The 13,151-nt window shown below is 62.1% G+C and carries 13 protein-coding genes; 4 read left to right on the forward strand and 9 right to left on the reverse strand.

All coding sequences use genetic code 11. From position 1 onward, the window contains the following. Positions 1 to 105 precede the first annotated feature (105 nt). The 4 genes from RB548_RS14310 to RB548_RS14325 all read left to right on the forward strand — a co-directional run bounded on the left by RB548_RS14310 (position 106) and on the right by RB548_RS14325 (position 7,028). On the forward strand, positions 106 to 1,098 hold the full coding sequence (locus tag RB548_RS14310; RefSeq protein ID WP_331371951.1) for an ABC transporter substrate-binding protein: 993 nt from the start codon (positions 106 to 108) through the stop codon (positions 1,096 to 1,098). 583 nt (positions 1,099 to 1,681) lie between these two features. After that, positions 1,682 to 2,869, forward strand: a complete 1,188-nt coding sequence (locus RB548_RS14315; RefSeq protein WP_331371952.1) for an efflux RND transporter periplasmic adaptor subunit — start codon at positions 1,682 to 1,684, stop codon at positions 2,867 to 2,869. A 14-nt stretch (positions 2,870 to 2,883) separates the two neighbouring features. Beyond that, positions 2,884 to 6,201 carry an efflux RND transporter permease subunit gene (locus RB548_RS14320; RefSeq protein WP_331371953.1) on the forward strand — a complete coding sequence of 1,106 codons (3,318 nt, stop codon included), beginning with the start codon at positions 2,884 to 2,886 and terminating at the stop codon, positions 6,199 to 6,201. 146 nt (positions 6,202 to 6,347) lie between these two features. Further along, the gene (locus RB548_RS14325) at positions 6,348 to 7,028 is read left to right on the forward strand and encodes a Crp/Fnr family transcriptional regulator (protein WP_331371954.1); all 681 of its coding nucleotides are present in this window, start codon (positions 6,348 to 6,350) and stop codon (positions 7,026 to 7,028) included. A gap of 39 nt (positions 7,029 to 7,067) precedes the next feature. Here RB548_RS14325 and ureG read toward each other — a convergent pair whose 3' ends face one another. The 9 genes from ureG to RB548_RS14370 form a co-directional block, all read right to left on the reverse strand. Further along, complete coding sequence (gene ureG / locus RB548_RS14330; protein ID WP_331371955.1) at positions 7,068 to 7,679, reverse strand: urease accessory protein UreG; 612 nt, start codon at positions 7,677 to 7,679, stop codon at positions 7,068 to 7,070. 30 nt (positions 7,680 to 7,709) lie between these two features. Next, on the reverse strand, positions 7,710 to 8,381 hold the full coding sequence (locus RB548_RS14335; protein ID WP_331374974.1) for an urease accessory protein UreF: 672 nt from the start codon (positions 8,379 to 8,381) through the stop codon (positions 7,710 to 7,712). Beyond that, complete coding sequence (ureE, locus tag RB548_RS14340) at positions 8,374 to 8,853, reverse strand: urease accessory protein UreE (protein ID WP_331371956.1); 480 nt, start codon at positions 8,851 to 8,853, stop codon at positions 8,374 to 8,376. The genes RB548_RS14335 and ureE overlap by 8 nt, the downstream gene beginning before the upstream one ends. 1 nt (position 8,854) lies before the next feature. Continuing rightward, on the reverse strand, positions 8,855 to 9,151 hold the full coding sequence (locus RB548_RS14345) for a putative quinol monooxygenase (RefSeq protein WP_331371957.1): 297 nt from the start codon (positions 9,149 to 9,151) through the stop codon (positions 8,855 to 8,857). 161 nt (positions 9,152 to 9,312) lie between these two features. Further along, positions 9,313 to 9,852: a peroxiredoxin gene (locus tag RB548_RS14350; RefSeq protein ID WP_331371958.1), complete on the reverse strand. Its 540-nt coding sequence runs from the start codon at positions 9,850 to 9,852 to the stop codon at positions 9,313 to 9,315. 198 nt (positions 9,853 to 10,050) lie between these two features. Then, positions 10,051 to 11,763 carry an urease subunit alpha gene (gene ureC / locus RB548_RS14355; protein WP_331371959.1) on the reverse strand — a complete coding sequence of 571 codons (1,713 nt, stop codon included), beginning with the start codon at positions 11,761 to 11,763 and terminating at the stop codon, positions 10,051 to 10,053. Positions 11,764 to 11,766: 3 nt separating this feature from the next. After that, a complete protein-coding gene (locus RB548_RS14360) occupies positions 11,767 to 12,414 on the reverse strand; it encodes a Urease operon accessory protein (RefSeq protein ID WP_331371960.1) in 648 nt (215 codons plus the stop codon). Between the two features lie 3 nt (positions 12,415 to 12,417). After that, on the reverse strand, positions 12,418 to 12,840 hold the full coding sequence (locus RB548_RS14365) for a lysozyme inhibitor LprI family protein (RefSeq protein WP_331371961.1): 423 nt from the start codon (positions 12,838 to 12,840) through the stop codon (positions 12,418 to 12,420). Next, positions 12,837 to 13,142 carry an urease subunit beta gene (locus RB548_RS14370; protein ID WP_331371962.1) on the reverse strand — a complete coding sequence of 102 codons (306 nt, stop codon included), beginning with the start codon at positions 13,140 to 13,142 and terminating at the stop codon, positions 12,837 to 12,839. The genes RB548_RS14365 and RB548_RS14370 overlap by 4 nt, the downstream gene beginning before the upstream one ends. Between the last annotated feature and the right edge of the window lie 9 nt (positions 13,143 to 13,151).

The following is a 13,151-nucleotide window of genomic DNA, read 5'->3' on the forward strand; positions in this document are numbered from 1 at the left end:
GCATGCAAACAAAGACTTAAAGCGCGTCGCCCGGCTCCTGTTGAATGCGACGCGCTTTAAAATGAAGCGACAATGAGAATGAACCAACAATAAGAGGGAACAGACATGAACGAGAAACTTGCGTCTCTGCTTGCTGCAGGCGTCTTTTCGCTTGCCGCCTTCCATGCCAATGCCGCCGACAAGGTCGCGCTGCAACTGAAGTGGGTCACCCAGGCTCAGTTTGCCGGCTACTACGTCGCCAAGGACAAGGGCTTCTACGAGGAAGAGGGCCTCGACGTCGATATCAAGCCCGGCGGTCCGGATATCGCGCCGGCGCAGGTGATTGCCGGCGGCGGCGCCGACGTCATCGTCGACTGGATGCCTTCCGCTCTTGCCACGCGCGAAAAGGGCGTGCCGCTCGTCAACATCGCCCAGCCGTTCAAGCACTCCGGCATGATGCTGACCTGTCTCAAGGAATCCGGCGTGACGAGCCCCGACAACTTCAAGGGCAAGACGCTCGGGGTCTGGTTCTTCGGCAACGAATATCCGTTCCTCTCCTGGATGTCGCACTTGAAGATCCCGACGGACGGTGGCCCGGAAGGCGTGACCGTCTTGAAGCAGGGCTTCAACGTCGATCCGCTGATCCAGAAGCAGGCCGCCTGCATCTCCACGATGACCTACAACGAGTATTGGCAGGTGATCGACGCCGGCATCAAGCCGGAAGACCTCGTTACCTTCAAGTACGAAGACCAGGGCGTCGCCACCCTTGAGGACGGGCTTTACGTGCTTGAGGACAAGCTCAAGGATCCGGCCTTCAAGGAGCGGATGGTGAAGTTCGTCCGCGCCTCGATGAAGGGCTGGAAATATGCCGAGGAGAACCCGGACGAGGCCGCCGATATCGTTCTGGAGAACGATTCCACCGGTGCCCAGACGGAGAAGCACCAGAAGCGCATGATGGGCGAAATCGCCAAGCTGACAGCAGGCTCCAACGGCGCGCTCGACGAGGCCGACTACAAGCGCACGGTTCAGTCGCTGCTCGCCGGGGGCTCCGACCCGGTCATCTCCAAGGAGCCGGAAGGCGCCTGGACGCACGAAGTAACGGACCAAGCGCTCAAGTAATACACGCTGAAGCCGATGGAAACCGGAGCGTGCGGCGCCTGCCGCGCGCTCCTTTTTCTTAAAGCCGGTGACGGCGCAAGATCAGCCGAAGCATTACAGCCCCGTGCGTCTGTTCAGACGCACAAAGGTCGCTGTAGTACTTTGAATTGCCGGATGTTTTGTCCTTAAATCGGCTACGTTTTCAGGACACATGCAGCGGTCAAAATGTCGCGCCGAAGTTGCATCCTCTGCATTCTCGCCATATTGCACTGCGAGATATACGAGAATAAAAATAGTGAGGCACCATCTCTTCGACGACCTTGTAAGCATTTCGCACGACGATTACATAGGCCAAAGCGTTTGGCTGGAGCGGGCGCAGGGAGGAAATCGTTTTCTTAAGCTTTGCCCTTTAGGGAACTTTTTCCTGGACTCGATGTATTCGGTCTGAAACCGGCTGCATTGGGCGAAATTTAAGCTTGTGACCATGTCCGTGGACCTGGCGATCGTCGGCGGTGCAGGGAACACAAGAGAATAACGTGATTTAAGCCAGACCTTCGCCGCCTGGGCGCGATGTCCGGTACTTCATTTTTAGGAAAACAGGCCGATGGCTCAGAAACTTCTATCTCTTTTCGGCGCCTGCGCGGCAATGACACTGTGCGTATTTTCCGTCGCCTTCGCCGAAGAGGCCGCCAAGCCGCAACAATCGCAGACGCTCCCCTCCATCGTCGTCACCGAAGCGGCACAGCGATCGATCAGTGACCGCGTCATCGCCACCGGCTCGATCGAGGCGGTCGAAGAAACCTACGTCTCGCCGCTGGTCGACGGTCTTTCCATCCGATCGCTGAACGTCGATGTCGGCGATAGAGTCGAGGAAGGCAGCACCCTGGTCGTCCTCAACGACGATGCGCTGCTTTTGCAGAGGAGCCAGCTCGAAGCCAATCTCGCCAAAGCGGAGGCGTCGCTCGCCCAACTGCATGCCCAGCTCGCCGAAATGACGGCAAATTCGGAAGAAGCGACACGCGTTGCCGATCGTGCCGTGCGCCTGTCTGAAAACGGCACGGTGTCGACTGCCGAATCCGACCGCTTGAAGGCACTCGCCGCCGCCGCTCGCGCCCGCGTTCATTCCGCCGAGCAATCGGTGAGCGTCGCTACGGCAGACATCAAGGTGGTGCAGGCACAGATCGACGACATCGACCTGCGTCTTGCGCGTACCGCCGTGAAGGCTCCCGTCAGTGGCGTGATCTCCGCCAAGAACGCCAAGATCGGCGCCATCGCCAGCGGTAGCGGTGAGCCGCTCTTCGCCATCATCCGCGACGGTGCGATCGAGATGAAGGCGGATGTCGCCGAGGCAGACATCATCAAACTCGCTGTCGGGCAGCCGGCGACGGTCAGGCTCGCCGGAAGCAGCACCACGATCGAGGGCAGGATCCGGCTGATCGAACCGACCGTAGACCCTCAGACGCGGCTTGGTTCCGTCGACATTACTCTCAGCGACACGTCCAAGGCTCGCGCCGGCATGTATGCGAGCGCGGTCGTCACTGTCGAACAAAAGCAAGCGGTTGTTTTGCCGCAAACGGCTGTTACAGCCGAAGACGGCAAGGCAATCGTCCGCAAGGTCGAAGACGGCGTCGTGCGGCTGGTGCCGGTGGTAACCGGTATCCAGGACGGGCAGTTCGTCGAAATCCTTTCAGGCCTCAAGGCAGGTGAACAGACAGTGGCGAAGGCCGGCGCTTACGTGCGCGACGGCGACCGCGTCAATCCGGTTAAATCCGCGCAGCCGGCAACCAACTGACGGGAACAGAGACCATGAACTTCTCAGCCTGGTCCATCCGCAATCCGGTCGCGCCGATCCTGGCCTTCTTCGTGCTGGTCGTGCTCGGATGGCAGTCGTTCAATTCCCTGCCGATCACCCGTTTCCCGAACATCGACGTGCCGATCGTTCAGATCAGCGTCACACAAAGCGGTGCCGCTCCTGCCGAACTCGAGACCCAAGTCACCAAGGAGATCGAGGATGCGGTCGCGGGTGTCTCAGGTGTGGACCATATCCAGTCGACGATCACCGACGGCACCTCGACCACCGCCGTCATCTTCCGCATGGAGGTGCCGACAACTCAAGCCGTGCAGGACGTCAAGGACGCGATCGACCGCATCCGCAGCGACCTGCCGACCTCGATTGAAGAGCCTATCGTCTCGAAGGTCGACGTCGAAGGCCAGGCGATCCAGACGTTCTCCGTCTCCTCACCCGGCATGACGCTGGAAGAATTGTCCTGGTTCGTTGACGACACGATCAAGCGCGCGATCCAAGGTCAAGTTGGCATCGGCCGCGTCGACCGCTATGGCGGCTCCGACCGGGAGGTGCGCATCGAGCTCGACGAAGACCGCCTGAACTCCTACGGCATCACCGCTGCCGACGTGAACGGCCAACTTCGCCGCATGAACATGGATCTCGGCTCCGGTCGCGGCCAGGTCGGCGGTAGCGAACAGGCAATCCGCACGCTGGGCGACACGCGTGACGTGGCCGAACTCGCGAATACCATGATCGGGCTGCCGAACGGACGCTTCGTCCGCCTGTCGGAACTCGGCAAGGTGATCGATACCTACGAGGAGCCGAAGTCCTTCTCCCGATTCAACGGTCATCCGGGCGTGACGTTCGCCGTCTTCCGCGCCAAGGGCGCAAGCGAAGTCACCGTCGCCGAAACGGTCGCCGAGACGCTCGACGAGATCCGCGCCAAGCACCCGGATGTCACCATCGAGAAGGTCGACGATTCGGTCTACTTCACCTACGGCAACTACGAGGCTGCGATCCATACGTTGATCGAGGGAGCACTGCTCGCCGTCGTCGTCGTGCTGCTGTTCTTGCGCAACTGGCGTGCAACGCTGATTTCCGCGATCGCGCTGCCGCTCTCGGCCATCCCGACCTTCTGGGTGATGGAACTCCTAGGCTTCTCGCTGAACCTCGTCAGCTTCCTCGCAATGACGCTCGCGACCGGTATCCTCGTCGACGACGCGATCGTGGAGATCGAGAATATCGAGCGGCATATCCGCATGGGCAAGTCGCCCTACCGCGCCGCGATCGAGGCGGCAGACGAGATCGGCCTGGCGGTGATCGCCACCACCTTCACCATCATCGCCGTCTTTGTCCCGGTCTCGTTCATGCCAGGCATTCCGGGGCAATACTTCATCCAGTTCGGCTTGACGGTCGCCGTCTCCGTCTTCTTCTCGCTGCTCGTCGCCCGCCTGATCACGCCGGTCATGGCGGCCTATCTGATGAAACCGACGGACGTTGGTGGCGGCCATCACGACGGTGAAGGCTTCATGATGCGGCAGTACACGCGCGTCGTGCGCTTCACCACGAAACGCTGGTACACGCGCTATCTCACGCTGCTTGCCGCAATCTTGCTCTCGATCGGCTCCGTGATCGCACTGATCGTCTTCGTGCCGGGCAGCTTCCTGCCACCGGAAGACAATTCGCGCGTCAGCCTGTCGATCGAATTGCCGCCGGATGCGATGCTTGAAGACACGGATCGGACGACGACAGAAATCTACAACCGCATCAAGGATATGGACGGCGTCGAGAACGTCTTCGTGCTCGGCGGCGCCTCGCCGAAGGGCGATCTTGAGCTGCGGCGCGCTGCTGTCACCGTGCTTCTCAAGAAGCTCGACCACTCGCTCGTCAACAAGGTCGTCAACGACGTCATCGGCCGCATGCCGCTGATCGGTGAGTACCTGCCCAAGCTGCCGCCCGCGGGTCGCATCAAGCCGCAATCGCAGATCGAAAGGGAGATTTTCGCAAACCTGCGCTCGATCCCCGACGTTCGTGTCACCAAGCTCAACGACCGCGGCGAGCGCGATCTGTCGTTCAACCTGCTCTCCAACAACGACGCAGACCTCGACAGCGCCGTCGCAGCTCTTGAAGTCAAGCTGCGCAGTGACCCGCTGCTCGCCAACGTCAGCCCCGATGGCGCGCTGCCGCGGCCGGAACTGCAGATCCGTCCGCGCGCCGATCAGATGTCCCGCCTCGGCATCACCACGCAGCAGATCTCCGAGGTGATCCGCATCGCCACCATCGGCGACATCGACGCGCAACTCACCAAGATCGCGCTCGACGACCGGCTGATTCCGATCCGCGTCCAGCTCAATCGGGATTTCCGCACGGATCTCGCGGCAATCCGCAACCTCAAGGTCCAGACCGCGTCCGGCGCGACCGTTCCGCTTTCGAGCGTTGCGGACATCAACTATTCGGAAGGGCCGAGCTCGATCAAGCGCTATGACCGTTACCGCGTCGTGACACTGGGTGCCGACCTTCCGGTTGGCGTCGCGCTCGACACAGCGTCCAATCGCTTCAAAGAGATCGCAGCCGAAGTTAAGCTGCCGGGAACCGTCGAGTTCCGTGAGGCCGGCGATGCCGAGGTGCAGGCGGAAATGCAGCAGAGCTTCGGCAACGCCATGTTGCTCGGCCTGATGATGGTGTTGGTCGTGCTCATCTTGCTGTTCAAGGATGTGATCCAGCCCTTCACCATCCTGTTCTCCCTGCCGCTCGCGATCGGCGGCGTGGCTGCAGCCCTGATCCTGACCCAGAACGCGCTCTCGATGCCGGTGCTGATCGGCATCCTGATGCTCATGGGCATCGTCACCAAGAACGCGATCCTGCTTGTCGATTTCGGTATCGAAATGATGCATCACGGCATGGACCGCACGCTGTCGATGATCGAAGCCGGCCGCAAGCGCGCCCGCCCGATCGTCATGACCTCGATCGCCATGTCCGCCGGCATGCTGCCGTCGGCGCTCGGCGTCGGTGAAGGCGGCTCCTTCCGCGCGCCGATGGCGATCGCGGTGATCGGCGGCATCATCGTCTCGACCGTCTTGAGCCTCGTCGTCGTTCCCTCCTTCTTCCTGATCATGGACGACCTGTCGCGGCTGCTCGCCTGGATCTTCGGCCGCTTCGTCGGCAAGAAGGACGAGGAGGATCTGCCGCTCGATCGCGAGGCGCTGACAAGGCTCGCCGCCGAGCAGGGCGGCACGATCGAGGAACTGCAGGAACGCATCAACGCGCTGGAAGAGCAGCAGCGTGACGACAAGTCCGGCCGCAAGGTCATCAACCATCCGGCGCTTGCAGCCGAGTAAAGCCGCTCCTGCGCCGTAAGACGCACACTATCCGAGGCCCGCGCCGTCCTGCGCGGGCCTTTTTGTGAGAGTTATTTGATCGGGGTCAATTCGCATCTCTCGATGCCCGATTAGGATCTCTTCGATCCAATTCGGGAATGGCACGGATGAAGACATTGCGATTGACCTCGACCGACAGAAGCGTTCTTCTCGATTCGCGTTTTTTTGCGAGACTGCCGCAACCGACGGCAGAGGCCATCCTTGAGGGCGCAATCGTTTCCACGCACGAGGAACACGATATCCTGTTTCGTCAGGACGACCCGATCGACCATGTCTTCTTCGTGCTCTCGGGTCTCGTCCGGCTCTACCGCTTGGGCAAGGACGGTCGCGAAGCCGACATTGCCGTATTGCCGAAGGGCGAGATCTTCGGCGCAAACGCCATGTTCCTGGAGCATCGTGCGACCGCCAATGCGCAGGCTGCGGAGGCATTGCTCGTCGCGCGGTTCGAAAGCCGCAAGCTCCGCCAGCTTGCCGCGGAAAATACCGATGTCGCCCAGGCGCTCATCGAACTTCTCTGCCGCCATGGCAAGATGACGGAAGACTGCCTTGCCGAGGACCGGTTGCTCACCGCGCCTCAGCGGGTCGCGAGCTATATCCTCAGCCACTGCCCGGACGGTCTGAGCAGCTTCTCGTTCCGCCTTCCGTTCCAGAAGAACGTGCTTGCGGGCAAGCTCGGCCTCGCGCCGGAGGCTTTGTCGCGCGCCTTCTCGACACTCCGCCAATCAGGCGTCACGGTCAAAGGCCGCTTGATCGAAATCCGCGACCGGCAAGCGCTCGAACGGTTTTGAGGCGCTTGCCCGCTGAAAACCGGCGTTGCGCCTCGTGCTTCAGAGCCCGCCTTCCACGGTCAGGAATTCGACGATCCGGTCTATGCCGTCGCCGCGCTTCATGTCCGAAAACACAAACGGCTTTGCCGCGCGCATCCGCTCCGCATCCCGTTCCATCACGTCTAGGTCGGCCCCGACATAGGGCGCGAGGTCCTTCTTGTTGATCACAAGGAGGTCGGACTTGGTGATCCCCGGACCGCCCTTGCGCGGGATCTCTTCGCCCTGGCAGACGGAAATCACGTAGATCGTCAGGTCAGCGAGATCGGGAGAAAAGGTCGCCGCCAGGTTGTCACCACCCGATTCGATGAAGACCACGTCGAGATCCGGAATCCGGCGATTGAGATCGGCGATCGCCTGCAGATTGATCGACGCGTCCTCGCGGATCGCCGTATGCGGGCAGCCGCCGGTTTCGACGCCGACGATCCGCTCCGACGGCAGCGCCTGCATCCGCACCAGCGCTTCGGCGTCCTCCTTGGTATAGATGTCGTTGGTGACGACCGCGACGGAATATTTCTCGCGCATCGCCTTGCACAGCTTTTCGGTCAGCGCCGTCTTGCCGGAACCGACCGGGCCGCCGATGCCGACGCGAAGGGGACCGTTTTTCGATGGCATTTGCTTTTCCTTTCAGGACGCGGCTGCCCGTCAGGAGCGGAACAGGCGGGTATGCAGGGTCTCGTGTCTCAGCGATGAAATATCGGCCATGATCGTCGCGGAGCCAAGCTCGTCCAGCGAGGCTGGCGCAGCGCGATCGGCAACAGCGGCAATGGTGCTCTCGAGGCCTGCCAACACACCGACGCCGCCGCGCTGACCGATGACGCCGCAGCGGATGGCAGCCGAAACGGCGTTCGAGGCCGCAGCACCGAGATAGGCCGCAAGTGCCGGCCGCAATCCCGTGCGATGCGCGCCCGCCACGGCGCCAACCGCCACCGGATAGGCCGCCACCGGTTCGAGCGACTCGAATACGGCGCTCGGCCAACTGCGCGCAGCGGCAAGAAACGCCTCGCCCTGCAGCACGGTTTCCATGTGACGCTCCGACGAACCCGCCATCGCTTCGGCCAGTTCGCTCGCCGCCTTCAGCCGTTGCGGATCGTCATGCCCCTCATAGCTTTCGGCAAGCAGAAGGGCGTCGTTCCACATGGCGCCCCGCGTCAGCAGCGTTTCCAGCCAAAGCCGCAGCTCTTCAGCACCGGTCACGAGGCCATCGTGAACCGCCTGCTCCAGCCCTCCGGAGTAGGCGAAGGAACCGACCGGAAATGCAGGCGATAGCCAGGTGACAAGACGCAACAGCGCCTGCGTGTCGGCCTGGTCAGCCATGATCGTGGTGGTGACCGCCATGACCGTGATCGTGCCCGCCACCATGATAAGCGCCACGCAGCGGTTGGAAGGGTTCGGTCACTTCGCCGACGGCAGCACCCAAGCCTTCAAGCATCGCACGGATGACGGGATCGCGGGCGATCAGGATCCGCCCTTCTTCGACCGCCGCCGGAAGATGTCGATTGCCGAGATGCCAGGCAAGTTCGATGAGATGCACGCCGTCGCTCGCGCGAACTTCGTAAAGCGCCTCGTCGGCGGCCTTGATCCGGATATAGCCGCCACCTTCCAGCACCAGGAGGTCGCCGTCGGCGAGCATCACCGGCTGCTTGAGGTCGAGCATCACCACATCGTCGTTTTCGAGATGGAGCAGCTTGCGCCGCAGATGGCGCTGATCGTGGGTGAGCGTCACACTGTGGAGCGCCGCCTTGTCTGCTGGGCCCGGCGACAGAACTTCGGTCGAGCGATAAGGCACCTCAGATCACCTCTATCTTTTCCGGATGCACGATCTCGATGCGAACCTCTGCCAAGAGATCCGCCATCGCCGCCTCAAAGGCCTTGAGATGCGGCTCGACAAAATGAGCGTCCACCGCCGTCCGGTCTTTCCAGTTCTCGATGAAGACCAGCGTGTCCGGTTCCGCGGGCTTGCGGTAGAGATCATAGCTGATGCAGCCCGGTTCCTTGCGGGTGGCCTCGATCAGCGCCGCCGCCAGGGCGACGACATCATCACCCTTGCCCGCATGTGCCTTCAGATATGCGATAACGTAAACCATCGATTCTTGCCGCGCCCTTTCCGGCTAATGTAACAAGAAAAGGCCCCGGCGCCAGCAGGAAGGCGGAAAGCAAATGGTTTCACGCGACCTATCTGGGAACCGGGGCCCTCAGTCGTTTTCAGCCCTGCACCTCTCGTGAGGCACAGGCATTCACGAACAGATCAGGCGGCGATCTTCGGCGACTTGAGCGCGTCAAGGATGTTTTGCGGCGAGGAAACTCCGTAGGGGTCGCTGTCGCAATTGTCGGAGTAGCCTTCCTCTTCGAACCACTGCTCGACGACGCCGTTGTTGATGACGGCGCCGTAGCGCCACGAGCGCATGCCGAAGCCGAGATTGTCCTTGGCAACCAGCATGCCCATCTTGCGGGTGAACTCGCCCGAGCCGTCCGGGATCAGCTTGACGTTTTCGAGGCCCTGCGACTTGCCCCAGGCGTTCATCACGAAGGCGTCGTTGACCGAGATGCAGTAGAGCTCGTCGATACCTTCGGCGCGGAACTCAGCCGCAAGCTTTTCGAAATCCGGAAGCTGGTAGGTCGAGCAGGTCGGGGTGAAGGCGCCCGGGAGTGAAAACAGCACGACGCGCTTGCCGGCGAAATACTCGTCCGACGAAACATCCTGCCAGCGGAACGGATTGGAGCCGCCGACGGCTTCGTCGCGGACGCGGGTACGGAAGGTTACAGAGGGAACTTTTCTGCCGAGCATCATCATCTCCTTCGGGACAGGCTGCCGGCCGCGATCAGTCTTGGGAGGAAGCGCAGCCGGCCGGAAATTGAGAGCCCTTTCCTATCGGAGTTTCCGCTGCCGTGCAGCATCAAAGCGGCGTTTTCGGTGTCCCCGCATGGCTGCCATGCGGTGGTCGCATGGCTTTCTGCTTTCGCCTGCTGCTCCGAAGCCGGCCGCCTAAAACAGGAAGTAACGTTGTGCCATCGGCAGGACCGTCGCCGGCTCGCAGGTCAGCAGTTCGCCGTCGGCACGGACCTCGTAGGTTTCGGGGTCGACTTCCACATGCGGCGTCAGGCTGTTGTGGATCATCGACGCCTTGCCGATGCCGCCGCGGGTGTTCTGGACGGCGACGAGCTGCTTGGCGACTCCCAGCCGTCCCGCAAGCCCCGCATCGAGCGACGCCTGTGAGACGAAGGTGACGGATGAGTTGGTCCGGTTGCGGCCATAGGCTGCGAACATCGGCCGGTAGTGAACGGGCTGCGGCGTCGGGATCGAGGCGTTCGGATCGCCCATCGGTGCCGCGGCGATCGAGCCGCCGAGCAGCACCATGTCGGGCTTCACGCCGAAAAAGGCTGGGTTCCAGATGACGAGGTCGGCGCGCTTGCCGACTTCCAGCGAACCGATCTCATGGCTGAGGCCATGCGCGATCGCCGGGTTGATCGTGTACTTGGCGATGTAGCGCTTGACCCGAAAATTGTCGTTGTCGCCCTTCTCCTCTTTCAGCCGCCCGCGCTGGCGCTTCATCTTGTCGGCCGTCTGCCAGGTGCGGATCGCCACTTCGCCGACGCGGCCCATGGCCTGGCTGTCCGACGAGATGATCGAGAAGGCGCCGATGTCATGCAGGATATCCTCTGCTGCGATCGTTTCCTTGCGGATGCGGCTTTCGGCAAAGGCGATGTCCTCCGGGATGGAGGGCGACAGATGATGGCAGACCATCAGCATGTCGAGATGCTCCGCCAGCGTGTTGAGCGTGTAGGGCCGCGTCGGATTGGTCGAAGACGGAATGACATTCGGCTGGCCACAGATCTTGATGATATCCGGCGCATGGCCGCCCCCCGCTCCTTCCGTATGGAAGGCATGGATCGTCCGGCCCTTGATCGCGGCGATCGTATCCTCGACGAAGCCGCTCTCGTTCAGCGTATCGGTGTGTATCATCGCCTGGACGTCATATTCATCGGCGACCGACAGGCAGCAGTCGATCGCCGCTGGCGTCGTCCCCCAATCCTCGTGCAGCTTCAGCGAGGTGGCGCCGCCGAGCACCATTTCGACAAGCGCTCCGGGCAGTGAGGCATTGCCCTTGCCGGCAAAGGCGAGGTTCATGGGGAATGCATCAGCCGCCTCGATCATCCGGGCGATGTGCCAGGGACCTGGCGTGCAGGTCGTTGCGAGCGTGCCATGCGCGGGGCCGGTGCCGCCGCCGAGCATGCAGGTGAGACCGCTCATCAGCGCTTCCTCGATCTGCTGCGGGCAGATGAAGTGGATATGGCTGTCCATGCCGCCGGCCGTGACGATCTTGCCCTCGCCGGCGATCACTTCCGTGCCCGGCCCGACGACGATCGTGACGCCCGGCTGCGTGTCCGGATTGCCGGCCTTGCCGATCGCCGCGATCCGTCCGTCCTTGAGGCCGATATCCGCCTTCACGACCCCCCAATGGTCGACGATCAGCGCGTTGGTGATCACGGTGTCGACCGCGCCGCCCTCGCGCGTGACCTGGCTTTGCCCCATGCCGTCGCGGATAACCTTGCCGCCGCCGAACTTCACCTCTTCGCCATAGGTGGTGAAATCCTTCTCCACCTCGATGAAAAGCTCGGTATCGGCAAGGCGCACCTTGTCGCCCACCGTCGGACCGAACATGTTGGCATAGGCCGCGCGCGACATCTTGTAAGGCATGGATCAGGCTCCTTGGGCAAAGTCTGAAGACTGAGATTGATCGAGACGGCGAAGACGGCCTTCGGCGGCAAGCGCTTCGACGTAGCGGCGCTCGGCCGCAAAGGGATGCCATTCCCAGCCGCCATGGCCGAAGCCGGCAAGCACGACATCGTCTCCGGGGCGGACGAAATCGGACAGGATGTCGGCGATCACCACCAGGCCGCTCGACGGCACGACATAGGGCGCCGGCGCGAACCGGGCGAGATCGCGATCGAGCCGCTCGTGCGTTTCCACCGGGATCACCCGATGACGCCGGCCAGTCGCGCGAGCAAAAGCTTCGAAGCCTATCGTATAATCGTCGCAAAAATCGTCGAGATCCGGGTGCGTCTTCATAAGATCCGCCCGCATGGCCCCAAACTTCGCACCCGAACGGACGCTCCAGAACTCGCTCGCCCGCCGCACTGCATCGCTGGTCTTCCACCGTCCTCCACCGAGCATCGACAGCGCAGGGCGACCGGTGTTGCAGACCGCGACAATGTCGGTTTTTGTGCCGCCCTTGCCGACCGAGCGGCAATCGTTGAAGCGGATGACGAGATCGGCGGCGTCGATCGCGGCGGCGGCGCCGTGCGCCACATCGCCATTGCCAACGATGGTGATGGTGCGGCCGCTCAACGGTCAGTTTCCACTCGGTTCGAGGAGTTGCTTCAATTCGGCTGTTCGCTTGCGGGTCAGCTCCGCCAGGCAACCTGAAACCAGCATCGGCTCCATAGAGCCGCCGCGCGCCTCGAACCCGGCCAGCTCGCACTGCCCGTCGCGGTAGCCGATCCAGGCCCGTTGCGCCTTCTTCAATGCCTCTTCCGCGCCGGGATAGGCGGCGTCGATTTCGCCGAGTTCCTTGTCCATCGCCTTCATGGCAGCGACCGCCTGTTTGTAGACTTCATTCAGGTCGGCGTCGGCTTTGCCATAGTCCTGGCCAGCGCAGATATTCATGTCCATCTGCGTCACAGCGTTCTGGCAATCGACCGGTGGCTGTTCTTGCGCGGCTACCGAAAGCGCTGACAGCAGAAGCAAGCCGGATAGAGACGCGAACATCCTCATAGCTTGCCCATGATCGCCTGGCGGAAGCCAAACACCTCGCGCTTGCCTGAAAGCGGGATCAACGTCACTTGCCTCGTCTGGCCCGGCTCGAAGCGCACCGCGGTGCCGGCCGGAATGTCGAGTCGTCTGCCGCGGGCCGCCTCCCGATCGAAGATCAGGCCAGGGTTCGTCTCGGCGAAATGATAGTGGCTCCCCACCTGCACGGGACGGTCGCCGGAGTTGGAAACCTCGATCATGACGGTCTGGAAACCGATGTTCAGTTCGATCTCGCCTTCAGCTGCGATGATTTCGCCAGGAATCATGTCCTCTCC

This window comes from Sinorhizobium chiapasense, assembly GCF_036488675.1.
Classification (GTDB): Bacteria; Pseudomonadota; Alphaproteobacteria; order Rhizobiales; family Rhizobiaceae; genus Sinorhizobium; species Sinorhizobium chiapasense.